Annotated in this window: 17 protein-coding genes; 16 read left to right on the forward strand and 1 reads right to left on the reverse strand. The window is 72.1% G+C overall.

Features of this window, described 5'->3' with window-relative positions; translation table 11 throughout:
• Nucleotides 1–126: 126 nt before the first annotated feature.
• The 8 genes from aroC (at nucleotide 127) to nusB (ending at nucleotide 6,683) form a co-directional block, all read left to right on the forward strand.
• Nucleotides 127–1,311, forward strand: a complete 1,185-nt coding sequence (aroC, locus tag ABZY31_RS19825) for a chorismate synthase (RefSeq protein ID WP_356412125.1) — start codon at nucleotides 127–129, stop codon at nucleotides 1,309–1,311.
• On the forward strand, nucleotides 1,308–1,826 hold the full coding sequence (locus ABZY31_RS19830; RefSeq protein WP_356412127.1) for a shikimate kinase: 519 nt from the start codon (nucleotides 1,308–1,310) through the stop codon (nucleotides 1,824–1,826). Before aroC ends, ABZY31_RS19830 begins: the two co-directional genes overlap by 4 nt.
• Nucleotides 1,823–2,914, forward strand: coding sequence for a 3-dehydroquinate synthase (aroB, locus tag ABZY31_RS19835; protein ID WP_356412129.1), 1,092 nt, complete (start codon nucleotides 1,823–1,825; stop codon nucleotides 2,912–2,914). The genes ABZY31_RS19830 and aroB overlap by 4 nt, the downstream gene beginning before the upstream one ends.
• Entirely contained in the window at nucleotides 2,911–3,354 is a 444-nt protein-coding gene (gene aroQ / locus ABZY31_RS19840; protein ID WP_356412130.1) for a type II 3-dehydroquinate dehydratase, read from the forward strand. The genes aroB and aroQ overlap by 4 nt, the downstream gene beginning before the upstream one ends.
• A 50-nt stretch (nucleotides 3,355–3,404) precedes the next feature.
• On the forward strand, nucleotides 3,405–4,391 hold the full coding sequence (locus ABZY31_RS19845; RefSeq protein ID WP_356412132.1) for an AAA family ATPase: 987 nt from the start codon (nucleotides 3,405–3,407) through the stop codon (nucleotides 4,389–4,391).
• Nucleotides 4,392–4,506: 115 nt separating this feature from the next.
• Nucleotides 4,507–5,619, forward strand: a complete 1,113-nt coding sequence (locus ABZY31_RS19850) for an aminopeptidase P family protein (RefSeq protein WP_356412134.1) — start codon at nucleotides 4,507–4,509, stop codon at nucleotides 5,617–5,619.
• Nucleotides 5,620–5,670: 51 nt separating this feature from the next.
• Nucleotides 5,671–6,237 carry an elongation factor P gene (gene efp / locus ABZY31_RS19855; RefSeq protein WP_351042088.1) on the forward strand — a complete coding sequence of 189 codons (567 nt, stop codon included), beginning with the start codon at nucleotides 5,671–5,673 and terminating at the stop codon, nucleotides 6,235–6,237.
• A 2-nt stretch (nucleotides 6,238–6,239) separates the two neighbouring features.
• Entirely contained in the window at nucleotides 6,240–6,683 is a 444-nt protein-coding gene (gene nusB / locus ABZY31_RS19860) for a transcription antitermination factor NusB (protein ID WP_356412136.1), read from the forward strand.
• Between the two features lie 200 nt (nucleotides 6,684–6,883).
• Here nusB and bldD read toward each other — a convergent pair whose 3' ends face one another.
• Nucleotides 6,884–7,384 carry a transcriptional regulator BldD gene (bldD, locus tag ABZY31_RS19865; protein WP_283451446.1) on the reverse strand — a complete coding sequence of 167 codons (501 nt, stop codon included), beginning with the start codon at nucleotides 7,382–7,384 and terminating at the stop codon, nucleotides 6,884–6,886.
• Nucleotides 7,385–7,654: 270 nt separating this feature from the next.
• Here bldD and pyrR point away from each other — a divergent pair, with 270 nt between their 5' ends.
• From pyrR to pyrF, 8 genes are all read left to right on the forward strand, one after another.
• Nucleotides 7,655–8,239, forward strand: coding sequence for a bifunctional pyr operon transcriptional regulator/uracil phosphoribosyltransferase PyrR (gene pyrR, locus ABZY31_RS19870; RefSeq protein ID WP_356412138.1), 585 nt, complete (start codon nucleotides 7,655–7,657; stop codon nucleotides 8,237–8,239).
• Nucleotides 8,240–8,369: 130 nt separating this feature from the next.
• The gene (locus tag ABZY31_RS19875; RefSeq protein WP_356412140.1) at nucleotides 8,370–9,353 is read left to right on the forward strand and encodes an aspartate carbamoyltransferase catalytic subunit; all 984 of its coding nucleotides are present in this window, start codon (nucleotides 8,370–8,372) and stop codon (nucleotides 9,351–9,353) included.
• A gap of 2 nt (nucleotides 9,354–9,355) precedes the next feature.
• Nucleotides 9,356–10,642: a dihydroorotase gene (locus ABZY31_RS19880; protein ID WP_356412142.1), complete on the forward strand. Its 1,287-nt coding sequence runs from the start codon at nucleotides 9,356–9,358 to the stop codon at nucleotides 10,640–10,642.
• Complete coding sequence (locus tag ABZY31_RS19885; RefSeq protein ID WP_356412144.1) at nucleotides 10,639–11,220, forward strand: hypothetical protein; 582 nt, start codon at nucleotides 10,639–10,641, stop codon at nucleotides 11,218–11,220. Before ABZY31_RS19880 ends, ABZY31_RS19885 begins: the two co-directional genes overlap by 4 nt.
• Nucleotides 11,217–12,359: a glutamine-hydrolyzing carbamoyl-phosphate synthase small subunit gene (gene carA / locus ABZY31_RS19890; RefSeq protein ID WP_356412146.1), complete on the forward strand. Its 1,143-nt coding sequence runs from the start codon at nucleotides 11,217–11,219 to the stop codon at nucleotides 12,357–12,359. Before ABZY31_RS19885 ends, carA begins: the two co-directional genes overlap by 4 nt.
• Nucleotides 12,352–15,660: a carbamoyl-phosphate synthase large subunit gene (gene carB, locus ABZY31_RS19895; RefSeq protein ID WP_356412148.1), complete on the forward strand. Its 3,309-nt coding sequence runs from the start codon at nucleotides 12,352–12,354 to the stop codon at nucleotides 15,658–15,660. Before carA ends, carB begins: the two co-directional genes overlap by 8 nt.
• 98 nt (nucleotides 15,661–15,758) lie before the next feature.
• Entirely contained in the window at nucleotides 15,759–16,868 is a 1,110-nt protein-coding gene (locus ABZY31_RS19900) for a quinone-dependent dihydroorotate dehydrogenase (RefSeq protein WP_356412150.1), read from the forward strand.
• Nucleotides 16,865–17,716 carry an orotidine-5'-phosphate decarboxylase gene (gene pyrF, locus ABZY31_RS19905; protein ID WP_356412151.1) on the forward strand — a complete coding sequence of 284 codons (852 nt, stop codon included), beginning with the start codon at nucleotides 16,865–16,867 and terminating at the stop codon, nucleotides 17,714–17,716. Before ABZY31_RS19900 ends, pyrF begins: the two co-directional genes overlap by 4 nt.
• Nucleotides 17,717–17,842 lie beyond the last annotated feature (126 nt).

A 17,842-nucleotide genomic window follows, 5' to 3' on the forward strand; every position in this document is an offset into this window, starting at 1 on the left:
TGGCGTCCGATAGCTGGACCGGAGGCCGGGACATCGGCCCGGACATGGGAGGATCGGGGTCGGCGGGCCCGGGCGGCGCACCCGGTCGCGCCGTAGCTGTGCCAGGCGCGAGCATGAGGAGCATCGTTGAGCAGGTTGCGTTGGCTGACCGCCGGGGAGTCGCACGGACCGGCGCTGGTAGCGACGCTGGAGGGGCTTCCCGCCGGCGTTCCGGTCACCACCGAACTGGTGGCCGACCACCTGGCGCGCCGCCGGCTCGGATACGGCCGCGGTGCCCGGATGAAGTTCGAGCAGGACGTGGTGACCTTCCTCGGCGGTGTCCGCCACGGGCTGTCCCTCGGCTCCCCGGTCGCCGTCATGGTGGGCAACTCCGAATGGCCGAAGTGGGAGAAGGTCATGTCGGCCGATCCCGTCGACCCGGCCGAGCTGGAGGGCTCCGGGCGCAACGCCCCGCTGACCCGCCCGCGCCCCGGCCACGCCGACCTCGCCGGCATGCAGAAGTACGGCTTCGACGAGGCCCGCCCGATCCTGGAGCGCGCCAGCGCCCGCGAGACGGCCGCCCGCGTCGCCCTCGGCGCCATCGCCCGGTCCTTCATCAAGGAGACCGCGGGCATCGAGATCGTCTCCCACGTGGTGGAGCTGGCCTCCGCCAAGGCCCCGTACGGCGTCTACCCGACCCCCGCGGACGTCGACAAGCTCGACGCCGACCCGGTGCGCTGCCTCGACGCCGACGCGTCGAAGGCGATGGTCGCGGAGATTGACCAGGCCCACAAGGACGGCGACACCCTCGGCGGCGTCGTCGAGGTGCTCGCCTACGGCGTCCCGGTCGGCCTCGGCTCGCACGTCCACTGGGACCGGCGCCTGGACGCGCGGCTCGCCGCCGCGCTCATGGGCATCCAGGCGATCAAGGGCGTCGAGGTCGGCGACGGCTTCGAACTGGCCCGCGTCCCCGGCTCCAAGGCGCACGACGAGATCGTCTCCACCCCCGAGGGCATCAAGCGCACCTCCGGCCGCTCCGGCGGCACCGAGGGCGGCCTCACCACCGGCGAGCTGCTGCGCGTACGGGCCGCCATGAAGCCGATCGCGACCGTGCCCCGCGCGCTCGCCACCGTCGACGTGGCCACCGGCGAGGCGACGGTCGCCCACCACCAGCGCTCCGACGTGTGCGCCGTCCCCGCGGCGGGCATCGTCGCCGAGGCGATGGTCGCCCTCGTGCTGGCCGACGCCGTCGTGGAGAAGTTCGGCGGCGACTCGGTCAACGAGACCCGGCGCAACGTCCGCTCGTACCTCGACAACCTGCAGATCCGGTGACCGGCGGCCCCCTGGTCGTCCTCGTCGGACCGATGGGGTCCGGCAAGTCCACGGTGGGGCAGCTGCTCGCCGAGCGGCTCGGCGTGCCCTACCGGGACACGGACGCGGACATCGTCGCCGCCGAGGGCCGGCCCATCGCCGACCTCTTCGTCGACGAGGGCGAACCGTACTTCCGCGACCTGGAACGGGCGGCCGTCGCCGAGGCCGTCGCCGGGCACACCGGAGTCCTCGCCCTCGGCGGCGGCGCCGTCCTCGACGACGGCACCCGGGCCCTGCTCGCCGGGCTGCCCGTCGCCTACCTGTCGATGGACACCGACGAGGCGGTCCGCCGGGTCGGCCTCGGCGCCGCCCGGCCCCTGCTCGCGGTCAATCCGCGGCGCCAGTGGCGCGAGCTGATGGACGCCCGCCGCCACCTGTACACCGAAGTCGCGCGCGTCGTGGTGGCCACCGACGACCGCACCCCCGAAGAGGTCGCCCAGGCGGTCCTCGACGCTCTGGAGTTGAAGGACGTATGACAGACCAGGTGACCCGCATCCAGGTCGGCGCCAGCGCCGGGCACGACGCGTACGACGTGCTGGTCGGCCGGCAGCTGCTCGGCGAGCTGGGCACCCTGATCGGCACCAAGGCGCAGCGCGTCGCGGTGATCCACCCCGAGGCGCTGGCCTCCACGGGTGAGGCGCTGCGTGACGACCTCGCGGCCCAGGGATACGAAGCGGTCGCCATCCAGGTGCCGAACGCCGAGGAGGCCAAGACCGTCGAGGTCGCGGCGTACTGCTGGAAGGCGCTCGGCCAGTCCGGCTTCACCCGCACCGACGTGATCGTCGGCGTCGGCGGCGGCGCCACCACCGACCTCGCGGGCTTCGTCGCGGCCTCCTGGCTGCGCGGGGTGCGCTGGATCGCCGTGCCGACCACCGTCCTTGCGATGGTCGACGCGGCCGTGGGCGGCAAGACGGGCATCAACACCGCCGAGGGCAAGAACCTCGTCGGCGCCTTCCACCCGCCCGCCGGGGTGCTGTGCGACCTGGCGGCCCTCGACTCGCTGCCGGTCAACGACTACGTCAGCGGCCTGGCCGAGATCATCAAGGCCGGGTTCATCGCCGACCCGGTGATCCTCGACCTGATCGAGGGCGACCCGCAGGCGGCCCGGACCCCCGAGGGACCGCACACGGCCGAGCTGATCGTGCGCTCCATCCGGGTCAAGGCCGACGTGGTCTCCAGCGACCTCAAGGAATCGGGCCTGCGGGAGATCCTCAACTACGGACACACCCTCGCCCACGCGATCGAGAAGAACGAGCGCTACAAGTGGCGCCACGGCGCCGCCGTGTCGATCGGCATGGTCTTCGCCGCCGAACTGGGCCGCCTCGCCGGACGGCTCGACGACGCGACCGCCGAGCGGCACAAGAGCGTGCTCGCCTCGGTGGGCCTGCCGCTGACCTACCGCGGCGACCAGTGGCCCAAGCTGCTGGAGACCATGAAGGTCGACAAGAAGTCCCGCGGCGACCTGCTGCGCTTCATCGTCCTGGACGGGCTGGCCAAGCCGACCGTCCTGGAGGGCCCGGACCCGTCGGTGCTGGTCGCGGCCTACGGCGAGGTGTCCGCGTGAGCCGCAAGGTGCTCGTGCTGAACGGCCCGAACCTGGGCCGGCTGGGCTCGCGCGAGCCCGACGTGTACGGGGCCACCTCCTACGCGGGGCTGGTCGAGAGCTGCCAGAGCCTCGGCCGGGAGCTCGGCTTCGACGTCGAGGTCCGCGAGACCAACGACGAGGGCCAGCTGGTGCGCTGGCTGCACGAGGCCGCCGACGGGAAGGTGCCGGTGGTCATCAACCCCGGCGCCTTCACGCACTACTCGTACGCCATGCGGGACGCCGCGGCGCAGCGCACCGCTCCGCTGATCGAGGTGCACATCTCGAACCCCTACGCCCGCGAGGAATTCCGGCACACGTCGGTCATCGCCTCGGTGGCGACCGGGACCGTGGCGGGCTTCGGGCTCGGCTCCTACCGGCTCGCCCTGCACGCGCTGGCGGAAGAACTGCCCGCCGCCTGAGATAACGTTCTCGCATCAGTCCTCGCCTGAACGAGACGGAGTGGCAGCGGATGCAGCACGGAGTGGGGGGATGGGGCGAGCCGGGACAGCATCCGGCCGCCCCCGCGCAGCCGCCGATAGCCCCCGTGCCCGGCTGGGCGGCGCCGCCGCCCACCGGCCCGCCGCGCCCGGCGGACCCGCCGCGGCACCACGCGGGCCCGGCGCACCACGCGGAACCGGGGCACCACCCGGGCCCGCCGCACCCGCCGTCGGCTCCGGCCGGCCCGCCGCACCCGCAGCCCGCGGGCCCGCCGCACCCCGCCGGCCCCCCGATGGCCGTCCCGGCTCCCGCGCCCGCGCAGCCGCCCGCCGGGGCGCCCCTGCAGCCCGCCTACGTGCCCGGTACGGGCGCGCGGCCCTCGGGGACGGTGGCACCCGTCCCCGAGGCCACCGGGCACATCCCGCTCCCGGCGGTGGCCCCGCCCGCCCCCGGCACCGGCGTCGCCACCCTGGCCGTGCTCCTCATCGGCCCCGCCGGCGCGGGCAAGACCACCGTGGCCCGGCACTGGGCCGGCTCCCGGCAGGTGCCGACGGCCCACATCAGCCTGGACGACGTGCGTGAGTGGGTCTGCTCCGGCTTCGCCGACCCGCAGGCGGGCTGGAACGACCACTCCGAGGCCCAGTACCGGCTCGCCCGCCGCACCTGCGGCTTCGCCGCCCGCAACTTCCTGGCCAACGGGATCTCCTGCATCCTCGACGACGCCGTCTTCCCCGACCGGCCCGTGGTGGGGCTGGGCGGCTGGAAGCGGCACGTGGGACCCGGCCTGCTGCCGGTGGTCCTGCTGCCCGGCCTGGAGATCGTCCTGGAGCGCAACGCGGCCCGCTCCGGCAACCGCCGCCTCTCCGACGAGGAAGTCGCCCGGATCCACGGCCGGATGGCCGGCTGGTACGGCTCCGGCCTGCCCATCATCGACAACTCGCAGCTGGACGTGGAGGGCACCGCCCGGGCCCTCGACGAGGTCCTGGCCCGCGCCATCGCCGCCCCCGGCGGCTGGTGACGGCGGCCCCCTGCGGGCCGGTGATCCCCCGGCCCGCAGGGCCCGTACGCGGCCCGCTCCCCGACCGGACGCGCTCGCCGGGCCGGATGCGCGGGGCGCTCGTACGCTCGAAGACATGTCAGACGTGTACGCGGCCCGTCGGGCCCTGCTTCGCGACCGCTGTGCCGCAGCGGGCAACTCCGCCGCGCTGATCACGCGTCCGGCCAACGTCCGCTACCTGACCGGCGCCTTCCCCGAGGGCGCGGTCCTGCTGGTCGGGCCTGCCGAGGACGTCCTCTTCTGCGCCGCCCCGCCCACCGGCGAAGCGGACGAGGGCCGGCTCGACGACCAGCTGCGGCTGTCCGTCCCGGCCGGGCCGGGCGGTGATCCGGCCGTCGCGGCGGCCGACCTGGCCACCGGCCGGGACGTGCGCGCGGAGGTGCTGGCCGTCGAGGAACACCACCTCACCGTCGCCCGGCACCGCGCCCTGCGCTCGGTCGCTCCGGGCCTGCGGCTCGCCGACCTCGGGCCCGCCGTCGAACAGCAGCGGCTGATCAAGGACGAGGAGGAGATCGCCTGTCTGCGGATCGCCGCCGAGATCGCCGACCAGGCCCTCGGAGAACTCCTGGAGTCCATCCTCGTCGGCCGGACCGAACGCCACCTCGCCCTGGAGCTGGAACGCCGCCTCGTGGACCACGGCGCCGACGGCCCGGCGTTCGCCACCTCCGTCGGCACCGGCCCGCACTCCGGCCGCTCCCGGCACCGGCCCTCCGACCGCCGGGTGGAGGAGGGGGATTTCCTCTCGGTCTGCCTGGGCGCGAACTACCGGGGCTACCGGTGTGAGATCGGCCGTACCTTCGTCATCGGCACCACCCCCGCGGACTGGCAGATCGAGCTGTACGAACTCGTCTTCGCCGCTCAGCGGGCGGGCCGCGAGGCCCTGGTGCCCGGGGCCGCGTACCGCGACGTGGACCACGCGGCGCGCTCCGTCCTGGACTCCGCGGGCCACGGCGAGGCCCTCGCGCCGTCGACCGGACACGGCGTCGGTCTCGAAATCGACGAGGACCCGCAGCTTGCACCTACAGCAATGGGTAAACTGGACGCTTGCGTGCCGGTCACCGTCGAACCGGGGGTTCACCTCCCTGGCCGGGGCGGCGTCCGGATCGATGACACGCTCGTCGTGCGCCCCGAGGCGGACGGCGGACCCGAGCTACTCACCATCACGACCAAGGAGCTGCTCGCGCTCTAGCTTTGCTGTGCGCGCCACCCGTGGTCCACCAGTCCAGGAGATTTCGCAACCGTGGCTTCCACGAACGACCTCAAGAACGGCATGGTGCTCAAGCTCGACGGGGGCCAGCTCTGGTCCGTCGTCGAGTTCCAGCACGTCAAGCCCGGCAAGGGCCCGGCCTTCGTGCGCACCAAGCTCAAGAGCGTGATGTCCGGCAAGGTCGTCGACAAGACGTTCAACGCCGGCACCAAGGTCGAGACGGCCACCATTGACCGCCGTGACATGCAGTTCTCGTACATGGACGGCGACTACTTCGTCTTCATGGACATGAGCACCTTCGACCAGCTCATGGTCGACCGCAAGGCCGTCGGCTCGGCCGCCAACTTCCTGATCGAGGGCTTCACCGCCTCCGTCGCGCAGCACGAGGGCGAGGTGCTCTACGTCGAGCTGCCGGCCGCCGTCGAGCTCGTGATCGAGCACACGGACCCGGGCGTCCAGGGCGACCGCTCCACCGGCGGCACCAAGCCCGCCAAGCTGGAGACCGGTCACGAGATCCAGGTCCCGCTCTTCGTCACCACCGGCGAGAAGGTCAAGGTCGACACCCGTACCAGCGACTACCTCGGCCGGGTGAACAGCTAACCGTGGGAGCCCGGAGCAACGCCCGCAAGCGTGCTTTCCAGATCCTCTTCGAGGCCGATCAGCGCGACGTGCCCGTGCGCGAGGTCCTCGCCGACTGGGTCCGTCACTCACGGAACGACACCGACGGCCGTCAGCCGGCGGTCAGCGAGTACACGATGAACCTCGTCGAGGGGTACGCCGACAAGGTGGACCGCATCGACGACCTGATCATCACCTACGCCGTGGACTGGGACATCGACCGCATGCCGGTCGCGGACCGGAACATCGTGCGGCTGGGTGCCTACGAGCTGATCTGGGTCGACGAGACCCCGGACGCCGTGGCGATCGACGAGGCCGTCCAGCTCGCCAAGGAGTTCTCCACGGACGAGTCCCCCTCGTTCGTGAACGGGCTGCTGGCCCGTTTCAAGGACCTCAAGCCGAAGCTCCGGCGGGACGAGCGCGACTAGTCGCCGCCCGTTCCGGACACCGGTTCACAGGTACGCGCAGGGCCCGCAGCGCATCGCGCGCTGCGGGCCCTGCGCGTGTCCGCTTCCGGCGCGGGGAGCAAAAAACCGGTGGGGCTGGGAAGCGCATGGCTTCCCAGCCCCACCGGTAAACGTTTCTGCTGGGCCTGGGCCCGGTGTGTCGAGCGGGATCGGAGCGGGGCTCAGATCTCCTCGTGGGTCACGGCACGACGGGCATCCGCGTCCAGCACGCCCCAGCTGATGAGCTGCTCGGTCAGCACCGAGGGGGACTGGTCGTAGATGACCGCGAGGGTGCGCAGGTCGTCCTGGCGGATCGAGAGCACCTTGCCGTTGTAGTCGCCGCGCTGGCTCTGGATCGTCGCCGCGTAGCGCTGGAGCGGGCCGGCCTTCTCGGCGGGGACGTGGGCCAGGCGCTCCAGGTCCAGGCGCAGCTTCGGCGGCGGCTCGGCCGCTCCGCCCGGCGTGGTGCCCGGCAGGAGCTCCTGCACCGGCACCCCGTAGAAGTCCGCCAGCTCGGCGAGGCGCTGGACGGTCACGGCGCGGTCCCCGCGCTCGTACGACCCGACCACCACGGCCTTCCACCGGCCCTGGGACTTCTCCTCGACACCGTGGAGGGAAAGGCCCTGCTGGGTGCGGATGGCACGGAGCTTGGCCCCGAGCTGCTTGGCGTATTCGCTGGACATAACGCTCCCGGACGCTGTGACGCTGTGATGGTGGGGACAACGTGCGGCTGCGCCGCGCGGATGGTAACTCACTGTGAGGTTACGCAGCGTTACTTGGATGCGTCAAGCCGAATGGTGCCGTCGGCCCCCTCCGAGGGGACCGCGGCGACCCCGGTCGGGCCGCCCCGAAGGGCCCTGGTACCGTGGACGACGTACCACCCGGCTGCCCCAGGCAGTCGGCCCGACGTCCTTTAAGGTCCGTCCCGTGAGGCGGAGAAGGAGGTCCTCTTCATGGACGCTCAGCCCGACCGGCAGACCGGCGACGGTGCCCGCCCCGTACTGGAGGCGCAGGACATCGCCCGGGTCCTGACCCGCATCGCCCACGAGATCGTCGAACGCGCCAAGGGCGCCGACGACGTGGTGCTCCTCGGCATCCCCACCCGCGGGGTCTTCCTCGCCCGCCGCCTCGCGGCCAAGCTCGAAGAGATCACCGGCACGAAGGTCCCGGTCGGCTCCCTCGACATCACCATGTACCGCGACGACCTGCGGATGAAGCCCGCCCGGGCGATCGGCCGCACCGAGATCCCCGGCGACGGGGTCGACGGCCGGCTCGTGGTCCTCGTCGACGACGTGCTCTTCTCCGGCCGCACCATCCGCGCCGCCCTCGACGCCCTCGGCGACATCGGCCGCCCCCGCGCCGTCCAGCTCGCGGTCCTCGTCGACCGCGGCCACCGCGAACTGCCGATCCGCGCCGACTACGTCGGCAAGAACCTCCCCACCTCGCTGCGCGAGACCGTCATGGTCCAGCTCCAGGAGGAGGACGGCCGCGACGCCGTACTGCTCGGCCAGCGGACCGCCACGGCAGGCGGGCAGTAGCCCACACGCGTGAGGGCCCCCTCCGCGGGGGTCCGCGCCGGCGTGCGCCCGCACGCCGCTCCACCGACGCCTGCCCGCACCCCGGCAGCCCGCCCGACCTCCCAGACCCCCGGACCCACGGAGCACCCAGATGAAGCGCCACCTCATCTCGGCCGCAGATCTCTCGCGCGACGACGCCGTCCTCATCCTCGACACCGCCGAGGAGATGGCCCGGGTCGCCGACCGGCCGATAAAGAAGCTGCCCACCCTGCGCGGCCTGACCATCTGCAACCTCTTCTTCGAGGACTCGACCCGCACCCGGATCTCCTTCGAGGCCGCCGAGAAGCGCCTCTCCGCCGATGTGATCAACTTCGTGGCCAAGGGATCCAGCGTCTCCAAGGGCGAATCCCTCAAGGACACCGCCCAGACCCTGGACGCCATGGGCATCGACGCCGTGGTCATCCGCCACAGCGCCTCCGGGGCCCCGTACCGGCTGGCCACCTCCGGCTGGATCGACGTCCCGGTCATCAACGCCGGTGACGGCACCCACCAGCACCCGACCCAGGCCCTGCTGGACGCCTTCACCATGCGCCGCCGCCTCGTCGGCCCCGACGCGCTCGGCCAGGACCTCACCGGCAAGCGCATCACCCTCGTCGGCGACGTCCTGCACAGCCGGGTCGCCCGCTCCAACGTCGACCTGCTGCACACCCTCGGCGCGCACGTCACCCTGGTGGCCCCGCCCACCCTGGTCCCGATCGGCATCGAGAGCTGGCCCTGCGAGGTCTCGTACGACCTCGACGAGGTGCTGCCGGCGTCGGACGCGGTCATGATGCTGCGTGTGCAGCGAGAGCGGATGAACGCCGCCTTCTTCCCCACCGAGCGCGAGTACTCCCGGCGCTACGGCCTCGACGGCGAGCGCATGGCCAAGCTGCCCGCGCACGGCATCGTGATGCACCCCGGCCCCATGGTCCGGGGCATGGAGATCACCGCCGAGGTCGCCGACTCCGACCGCTGCACCGTCGTCGAGCAGGTCGCCAACGGCGTGTCCATCCGCATGGCGGTCCTGTACCTCCTGCTGGGCGGCAACGAGTCCGCCGTCAGCCACGCCCGCCCCGTCGAATCGGAGAGCAAGTAAAGATGAGCAAGATCCTTATTCGTGGCGCGAAGGTGCTCGGCGGCGAGGCGCAGGACGTCCTGATCGACGGCGAGACCATCGCCGCCGTCGGCAGCGGCATCGACGCCGGTGACGCGACCGTCATCGAAGCCGCCGGACAGGTCCTGCTCCCCGGCCTGGTCGACCTGCACACCCACCTGCGCGAGCCGGGCCGCGAGGACTCCGAGACCGTCCTCACCGGCACCCGCGCCGCCGCCAGCGGCGGCTACACCGCCGTCTTCGCCATGGCGAACACCTTCCCGGTCGCCGACACCGCCGGCGTCGTGGAGCAGGTCTGGCGCCTGGGCAAGGAGTCCGGCTACTGCGACGTGCAGCCCATCGGCGCCGTCACCGTCGGCCTGGAGGGCAAGAAGCTCTCCGAGCTGGGCGCCATGCACGAGTCCGCCGCCCGCGTCACCGTCTTCTCCGACGACGGCAAGTGCGTCGACGACGCCGTGATCATGCGGCGCGCGCTGGAGTACGTGAAGGCCTTCGGCGGCGTCGTCGCCCAGCACGCCCAGGAGCCCCGCCTCACCGAGGGCGCCCAGATGAACGAGGGCGTCGTCTCCGCCGAGCTCGGCCTCGGCGGCTGGCCCGCCGTCGCCGAGGAGTCGATCATCGCCCGCGACGTCCTCCTTGCCGAGCACGTCGGTTCCCGCGTGCACATCTGCCACCTCTCCACGGCCGGCTCCGTCGAGATCGTCCGCTGGGCCAAGTCCCGCGGCATCGACGTGACCGCCGAGGTCACCCCGCACCACCTGCTCCTCACCGACGAGCTCGTGCGCTCCTACGACCCCGTCTACAAGGTCAACCCGCCGCTGCGCACCGAGCGCGACGTGCTGGCCCTGCGCGAGGCGCTCGCCGACGGCACGATCGACATCGTCGCCACCGACCACGCCCCGCACCCCCACGAGGACAAGGACTGCGAGTGGGCCGCCGCCGCCATGGGCATGGTCGGCCTGGAGACCGCGCTCTCCGTCGTCCAGCAGACGATGGTCGAGACCGGCCTGCTCGACTGGGCGGGCGTCGCCGACCGCATGTCGCTGCGCCCCGCGCGCATCGGCGGCCTGGAGAACCACGGCCGCCCCGTCTCGGCAGGTGAACCCGCGAACCTGACCTTGGTCGATACCTCGTACCGTGGTGTCGTGGACCCCGCACACTTCGCCTCCCGCAGCCGCAACACGCCCTACGAGGGCCGCGAGCTTCCGGGACGCGTCACTCACACCTTCCTGCGGGGCCGGGCAACGGTCGTGGACGGGAAACTGGCGTGACACCTGCAGTGATCCAACTGGCCGCCGAGGCCGCCGGACGACAGTCGGCGGAGGTGACGGACTGGGACGCGCGCATCGCGTGGGTGCTCGGCCTGCTCGTCTTCATCGCCTTCGTGTACTGGCTGATGCGGCAGGGCTGGAAGTGGCGCGGCGCGCTGCAGAACGACCTGCCCGCGCTGCCCACCGCCCCGAGCGGGCTCCCCGAGCACCGGCTCGCCCTGACCGGGCGCTACCACGGCTCGACGACCGCCGGCCAGTGGCTCGACCGGATCGTCGCCCACGGCCTCGGCATCCGCAGCCGCGTCGAGCTGACGCTCACCGACACCGGCCTCGACGTGGTCCGTCCGGGTGCCACCGACTTCTTCGTGCCGGCCGCGCAGCTGCGCGGCGCCCGCCTCGACAAGGGGATCGCGGGCAAGGTACTGACCGAGGGCGGCCTGCTCGTCGTCACCTGGGCGCACGGCGACAAGCTGATCGACTCCGGATTCCGCTCCGACCGGGCGGCCGAACACGCCGCCTGGGTCGAAGCCATCAACTCCATGAACCACTCGCACACGACGGAAGGCGCCGAACGATGACGACCTCCACCAGGGGAGCAGCCAAAGCTCCCGCCGTACTCGTCCTGGAGGACGGCCGCATCTTCCGCGGGCGCGCCTACGGGGCCGTGGGGGAGACCTTCGGCGAAGCCGTGTTCTCCACCGGCATGACCGGCTACCAGGAGACGCTGACCGACCCGTCCTACCACCGCCAGGTCGTCGTGATGACCGCCCCGCACGTGGGCAACACCGGCGTCAACGACGAGGACCCCGAGTCCGGCCGCATCTGGGTCGCCGGATACGTCGTCCGCGACCCCGCCCGCGTCCCCTCCAACTGGCGCTCGCAGCGCTCGCTGGACGAGGAGCTGGTCCGCCAGGGCGTCGTCGGCATCTGCGGCGTCGACACCCGCGCCCTGACCCGCCACCTGCGCGAGCGCGGCGCCATGCGCGTCGGCATCTTCTCCGGCGAGGCGGTGATGGACGACGCCGTACTGCTGGCGAAGGTCCAGGACGCCCCCCAGATGAAGGGCGCCGACCTCGCCGCCGAGGTCGCCACCAAGGAGGCGTACGTCGTCCCCGCGATCGGCGAGAAGAAGTTCACCGTCGCCGCCGTGGACCTCGGCATCAAGGGCATGACCCCGCACCGGATGGCCGAGCGCGGCATCGAGGTGCACGTGCTGCCCGCCACCGCCACCGTCGAGGACGTCTACGCCGTCAACCCCGACGGCGTCTTCTTCTCCAACGGCCCCGGCGACCCGGCCACCGCCGACGGCCCCGTCTCCGTGATGCAGGGCGTCCTCGCCCGCAAGACGCCGCTCTTCGGCATCTGCTTCGGCAACCAGATCCTGGGCCGCGCCCTCGGCTTCGGCACCTACAAGCTGAAGTACGGCCACCGCGGCATCAACCAGCCGGTGCAGGACCGCACGACCGGCAAGGTCGAGGTCACCGCGCACAACCACGGCTTCGCCGTCGACGCGCCCCTCGACAAGGTCTCCGAGACGGCCTACGGCCGCGCCGAGGTCTCCCACGTCTGCCTGAACGACCAGGTCGTCGAGGGCCTCCGGCTGCTCGACCAGCCGGCCTTCAGCGTCCAGTACCACCCCGAGGCGGCCGCCGGCCCGCACGACGCCGCGTACCTCTTCGACCGTTTCGTGAATCTGATGGAGGCCGAGCGTGCCTAAGCGCACCGATATCCAGTCCGTCCTGGTCATCGGCTCCGGCCCGATCGTCATCGGCCAGGCCGCCGAGTTCGACTACTCCGGCACCCAGGCCTGCCGCATCCTCAAGGCCGAGGGCCTGCGCGTCATCCTGGTGAACTCCAACCCGGCGACGATCATGACCGACCCGGAGATCGCCGACGCCACCTACGTCGAGCCGATCACCCCCGAGTTCGTGGAGAAGATCATCGCGAAGGAGCGCCCCGACGCGCTCCTGCCGACCCTCGGCGGCCAGACCGCGCTCAACACCGCGATCTCCATGCACGAGCAGGGCGTCCTGGAGAAGTACGGCGTCGAGCTCATCGGCGCCAACGTCGAAGCCATCAACAAGGGCGAGGACCGCGACCTCTTCAAGGGCGTCGTCGAAGCCGTCAAGGAGAAGATCGGCTACGGCGAATCCGCCCGCTCGGTCATCTGCCACTCGATGGACGACGTCATCCAGGGCGTCGAGACCCTCGGCGGCTACCCCGTCGTCGTCCGCCCCTCCTTCACCATGGGCGGCGCCGGCTCCGGCTTCGCCCACAACGAGGACGAGCTGCGCCGAATCGCCGGCCAGGGCCTCACGCTCTCCCCGACCACCGAGGTGCTCCTGGAGGAGTCCATCCTCGGCTGGAAGGAGTACGAGCTTGAGCTGATGCGCGACACCAAGGACAACGTCGTCGTCGTCTGCTCCATCGAGAACTTCGACCCCATGGGCGTCCACACCGGCGACTCGATCACCGTCGCCCCGGCGATGACGCTGACCGACCGCGAGTACCAGCGGCTGCGCGACATCGGCATCGCGATCATCCGCGAGGTCGGCGTCGACACCGGCGGCTGCAACATCCAGTTCGCGATCGACCCCGCCGACGGCCGGGTCATCGTCATCGAGATGAACCCGCGCGTGTCCCGCTCGTCCGCGCTCGCGTCGAAGGCCACCGGCTTCCCGATCGCCAAGATCGCCGCCAAGCTGGCCATCGGCTACACGCTCGACGAGGTCCCGAACGACATCACCGAGAAGACGCCGGCCTCCTTCGAGCCGTCCCTCGACTACGTCGTCGTCAAGGCCCCGCGCTTCGCCTTCGAGAAGTTCCCGAACGCCGACTCCACCCTCACCACCACCATGAAGTCGGTGGGCGAGGCCATGGCCATCGGCCGCAACTTCACCGAGGCGCTCCAGAAGGCCCTGCGCTCCCTGGAGAAGAAGGGCTCGCAGTTCACCTTCGTCGGCGAGCCCGGCGACAAGGACGAGCTGCTGCGCACCGCGGCCCGCCCGACCGACGGCCGCATCAACACCGTCATGCAGGCCATCCGGGCCGGCGCCACCCAGGAAGAGGTCTTCGACTCCACGAAGATCGACCCCTGGTTCGTCGACCAGATGTTCCTCATCAAGGAGATCGCCGACGACCTGGCCGCCGCCGAGAAGCTCCACCCCGAGCTGCTCGCCGAAGCCAAGCGCCACGGCTTCTCCGACGTCCAGATCGCCGAGATCCGCGGCCTGCGCGAGGACGTCGTCCGCGAGGTCCGCCACGCGCTCGGCGTGCGCCCGGTCTACAAGACCGTCGACACCTGCGCCGCCGAGTTCGCCGCGAAGACCCCGTACTTCTACTCGTCCTACGACGAGGAGTCCGAGGTCGCCCCCCGCGAGAAGCCCGCGGTGATCATCCTGGGCTCCGGCCCGAACCGCATCGGCCAGGGCATCGAGTTCGACTACTCCTGCGTCCACGCCTCCTTCGCGCTCAGCGACGCGGGCTACGAGACCGTGATGGTCAACTGCAACCCCGAGACCGTCTCGACCGACTACGACACCTCCGACCGCCTGTACTTCGAGCCGCTGACGCTCGAAGACGTGCTGGAGATCGTGCACGCGGAGTCCCTCGCGGGCCCCATCGCGGGCGTCATCGTCCAGCTCGGCGGCCAGACCCCCCTCGGTCTCGCCCAGGCGCTCAAGGACAACGGCGTCCCCGTCGTCGGCACCCCGCCGGAGGCCATCCACGCCGCCGAGGACCGCGGCGCCTTCGGCCAGGTCCTCGCCGACGCCGGTCTGCCCGCTCCGAAGCACGGCACCGCCACCACCTTCAAGGGCGCCAAGGCCATCGCCGACGAGATCGGCTACCCCGTCCTCGTACGGCCCTCGTACGTGCTCGGCGGCCGCGGCATGGAGATCGTCTACGACGAGGACCGCCTGTCCTCGTACATCGCCGAGTCCACCGAGATCAGCCCGACCCGGCCGGTCCTGGTCGACCGCTTCCTCGACGACGCCATCGAGATCGACGTCGACGCCCTCTACGACGGCACCGAGCTCTACCTCGGCGGCGTCATGGAGCACATCGAGGAAGCCGGCATCCACTCCGGCGACTCCGCCTGCGCGCTGCCCCCGATCACCCTCGGCGGCCACGACATCAAGCGCCTGCGCGCCTCCACCGAGGCCATCGCCAAGGGCGTCGGCGTCCGCGGCCTGATCAACATCCAGTTCGCGATGGCGGGTGACATCCTCTACGTCCTGGAGGCCAACCCGCGCGCCTCGCGCACCGTCCCCTTCACCTCGAAGGCGACCGCGGTCCCGCTCGCCAAGGCCGCCGCGCGCATCTCGCTCGGCACCACCATCGCCGAACTGCGCGCCGAGGGCCTGCTGCCGAAGAACGGCGACGGCGGCACCCTGCCGCTCGACGCGCCGATCTCCGTCAAGGAGGCCGTGATGCCGTGGAGCCGCTTCCGTGACATCCACGGCCGCGGCGTGGACACCGTCCTCGGCCCGGAGATGCGCTCCACCGGCGAGGTCATGGGCATCGACTCGGTCTTCGGCACGGCCTACGCCAAGTCGCAGGCCGGCGCCTACGGCCCGCTGCCCACCAAGGGCCGCGCGTTCATCTCCGTCGCCAACCGCGACAAGCGCTCCATGATCTTCCCGGCGCGCGAACTCGTCGCCCACGGCTTCGAGCTGCTCGCGACCTCCGGCACCGCCGAGGTGCTGCGCCGCAACGGCATCAACGCCACCGTGGTGCGCAAGCTCAGCGAGGGCGAGGGCCCGGACGGCGAGAAGACCATCGTCCAGCTCATCCACGACGGCGACGTCGACCTCATCGTCAACACCCCGTACGGCACCGGCGGCCGCCTCGACGGCTACGAGATCCGCACGGCGGCCGTGGCGCGCAGCGTCCCCTGCCTGACCACGGTCCAGGCGCTCGCCGCCGCCGTCCAGGGCATCGACGCGCTCAACCGCGGCGACGTGGGCGTCCGTTCGCTCCAGGAGCACGCACAGCACCTGATCGCGGCCCGCGACTAGCAGACAACGCCCGTAGCCGTACGGGAGAGGGGGACACCGGACGCGCCGCGGCGCGCCGGGTGTCCCCCTCTTCATGAGCGCAGAAGGATCCTCAGCCCATGTACAAACTCTTCTTCGACCTCGTCTTCAAGCGGATGGACCCCGAGAAGGCCCATTACGCGGCCTTCCGCTGGATCCGGCTCGCCGCCCGCGTCCCGGTGCTGCGCACCTTCCTGGCGGCCGCCCTGGCCCCGCGCTTCAAGGAGCTGCGGACCGAGGCCCTCGGCCTGCGGATGCACGGACCCTTCGGCCTCGCCGCGGGCTTCGACAAGAACGCGGTCGCCATCGACGGCATGTCCATGCTCGGCTTCGACCACGTCGAGATCGGCACCGTCACAGCCGAGCCGCAGCCCGGCAACCCCAAGAAGCGCCTGTTCCGGCTGGTCCCGGACCGCGCGCTGATCAACCGCATGGGCTTCAACAACGAGGGCTCCGCGGCCGTCGCCGAGCGCCTCGCGACCCGCCGGCCCGTCTTCAGGACGGTCGTGGGCGTCAACATCGGCAAGACCAAGGTCGTGCCCGAGGACGAGGCCGTCGCGGACTACGTCGCCTCCACCGAACGGCTCGCCCTGCACGCGGACTACCTCGTCGTGAACGTGTCCTCGCCGAACACCCCCGGCCTGCGCAACCTCCAGGCCACGGAGTCGCTGCGGCCGCTGCTGACCGCCGTACGGGAGGCCGCGGACCGAGCGGTGACCGGCCGCCGGGTGCCGCTGCTCGTCAAGATCGCCCCCGACCTCGCCGACGAGGACGTGGACGCGGTCGCCGACCTCGCCCTGGAGCTGGGCCTGGACGGCATCATCGCCACCAACACCACGATCGCCCGCGAGGGCCTCGGCCTGACGTCGGCGCCCGAACTGGTCAAGGAGACCGGCGGCCTCTCCGGCGCGCCCGTCAAGGCCCGCTCCCTGGAGGTCCTGCGCCGCCTGTACGCCCGCGTGGGCGACCGCATCGTCCTGGTGGGCGTCGGGGGCGTCGAGGACGCCGAGGACGCCTGGCAGCGCATCCTGGCGGGCGCGACCCTGGTGCAGGGCTACAGCGCCTTCATCTACGAGGGCCCGTTCTACGCCCGCGCCATCCACAAGGGCCTGGCCGCGCGCCTGGCCAACAGCCCGTACGCGACCCTCGCCGAAGCGGTGGGCGCGGAGACCCGGAAGGCCGCGCTGTGACCTCTGCCCCCCTGACCCCCTTCGGCACGCGCCTGCGCGCCGCCATGGACGACCGCGGCCCCCTGTGCGTCGGGATCGACCCGCACGCGGCCCTGCTGGCCTCCTGGGGCCTCGACGACGGCATCGCGGGCCTGGAGAGGTTCTCCCGGACCGTCGTGGAGGCCCTGGCGGACCAGGTGGCCGTCTTCAAGCCGCAGGCCGCCTTCTTCGAGCGCTTCGGCTCGAAGGGCATCGCGGTGCTGGAGCGGACCGTCGCGGACGCCCGGGCCGCGGGCACGCTCGTGGTCATGGACGCCAAGCGCGGGGACATCGGCTCCACGATGGCCGCGTACGCGCAGACCTTCCTGGACCCGGCCTCGCCGCTCTTCTCCGACGCGCTGACGGTCTCCCCGTACCTCGGCTACGGCTCGCTCGCGCCCGCCGTGGAGCTGGCGCGGGCGTCGGGGGCGGGGCTCTTCGTGCTGGCCCTGACCTCGAACCCGGAGGGCGCCGAGGTGCAGCGGGCGGTGCGGGAGGACGGCCGGACCATCGGGGCGACGATGCTGGCGCACCTGGCCGCGGAGAACGCGGGCGCGGAGCCGATGGGCTCCTTCGGTGCGGTGGTGGGGGCGACGCTGGGGGACCTGTCCTCCTTCGACCTGGACATCAACGGGCCGCTGCTGGCGCCGGGCATCGGGGCGCAGGGCGCCACCGCCGCCGATCTGCCGGGGGTCTTCGGGGCGGCCGTGCGCAACGTCGTGCCGAACGTGTCCCGCGGGGTGCTGCGGCACGGGCCCGACGCCGGTGCGCTCCGCGCGTCGGCCCGCCAGTTCGCGGACGAGGTCCGCCAGGCCGTCGCCACGGCCTGATCCCGGCTCCCTTTCAGCCCCCAGCGTTTGAGGCGCCCCGGGCGGGCGCGCGCCGTCCGCGGGCGGGCTCGGGCCTCAGCGGGACGGGCGGTGTCCGCCCGGGTGCCTCCGGCGGCGCCTCAAACG

It is taken from the genome of Streptomyces sp. NPDC006529, from assembly GCF_040611795.1.
GTDB lineage: Bacteria > Actinomycetota > Actinomycetes > Streptomycetales > Streptomycetaceae > Streptomyces.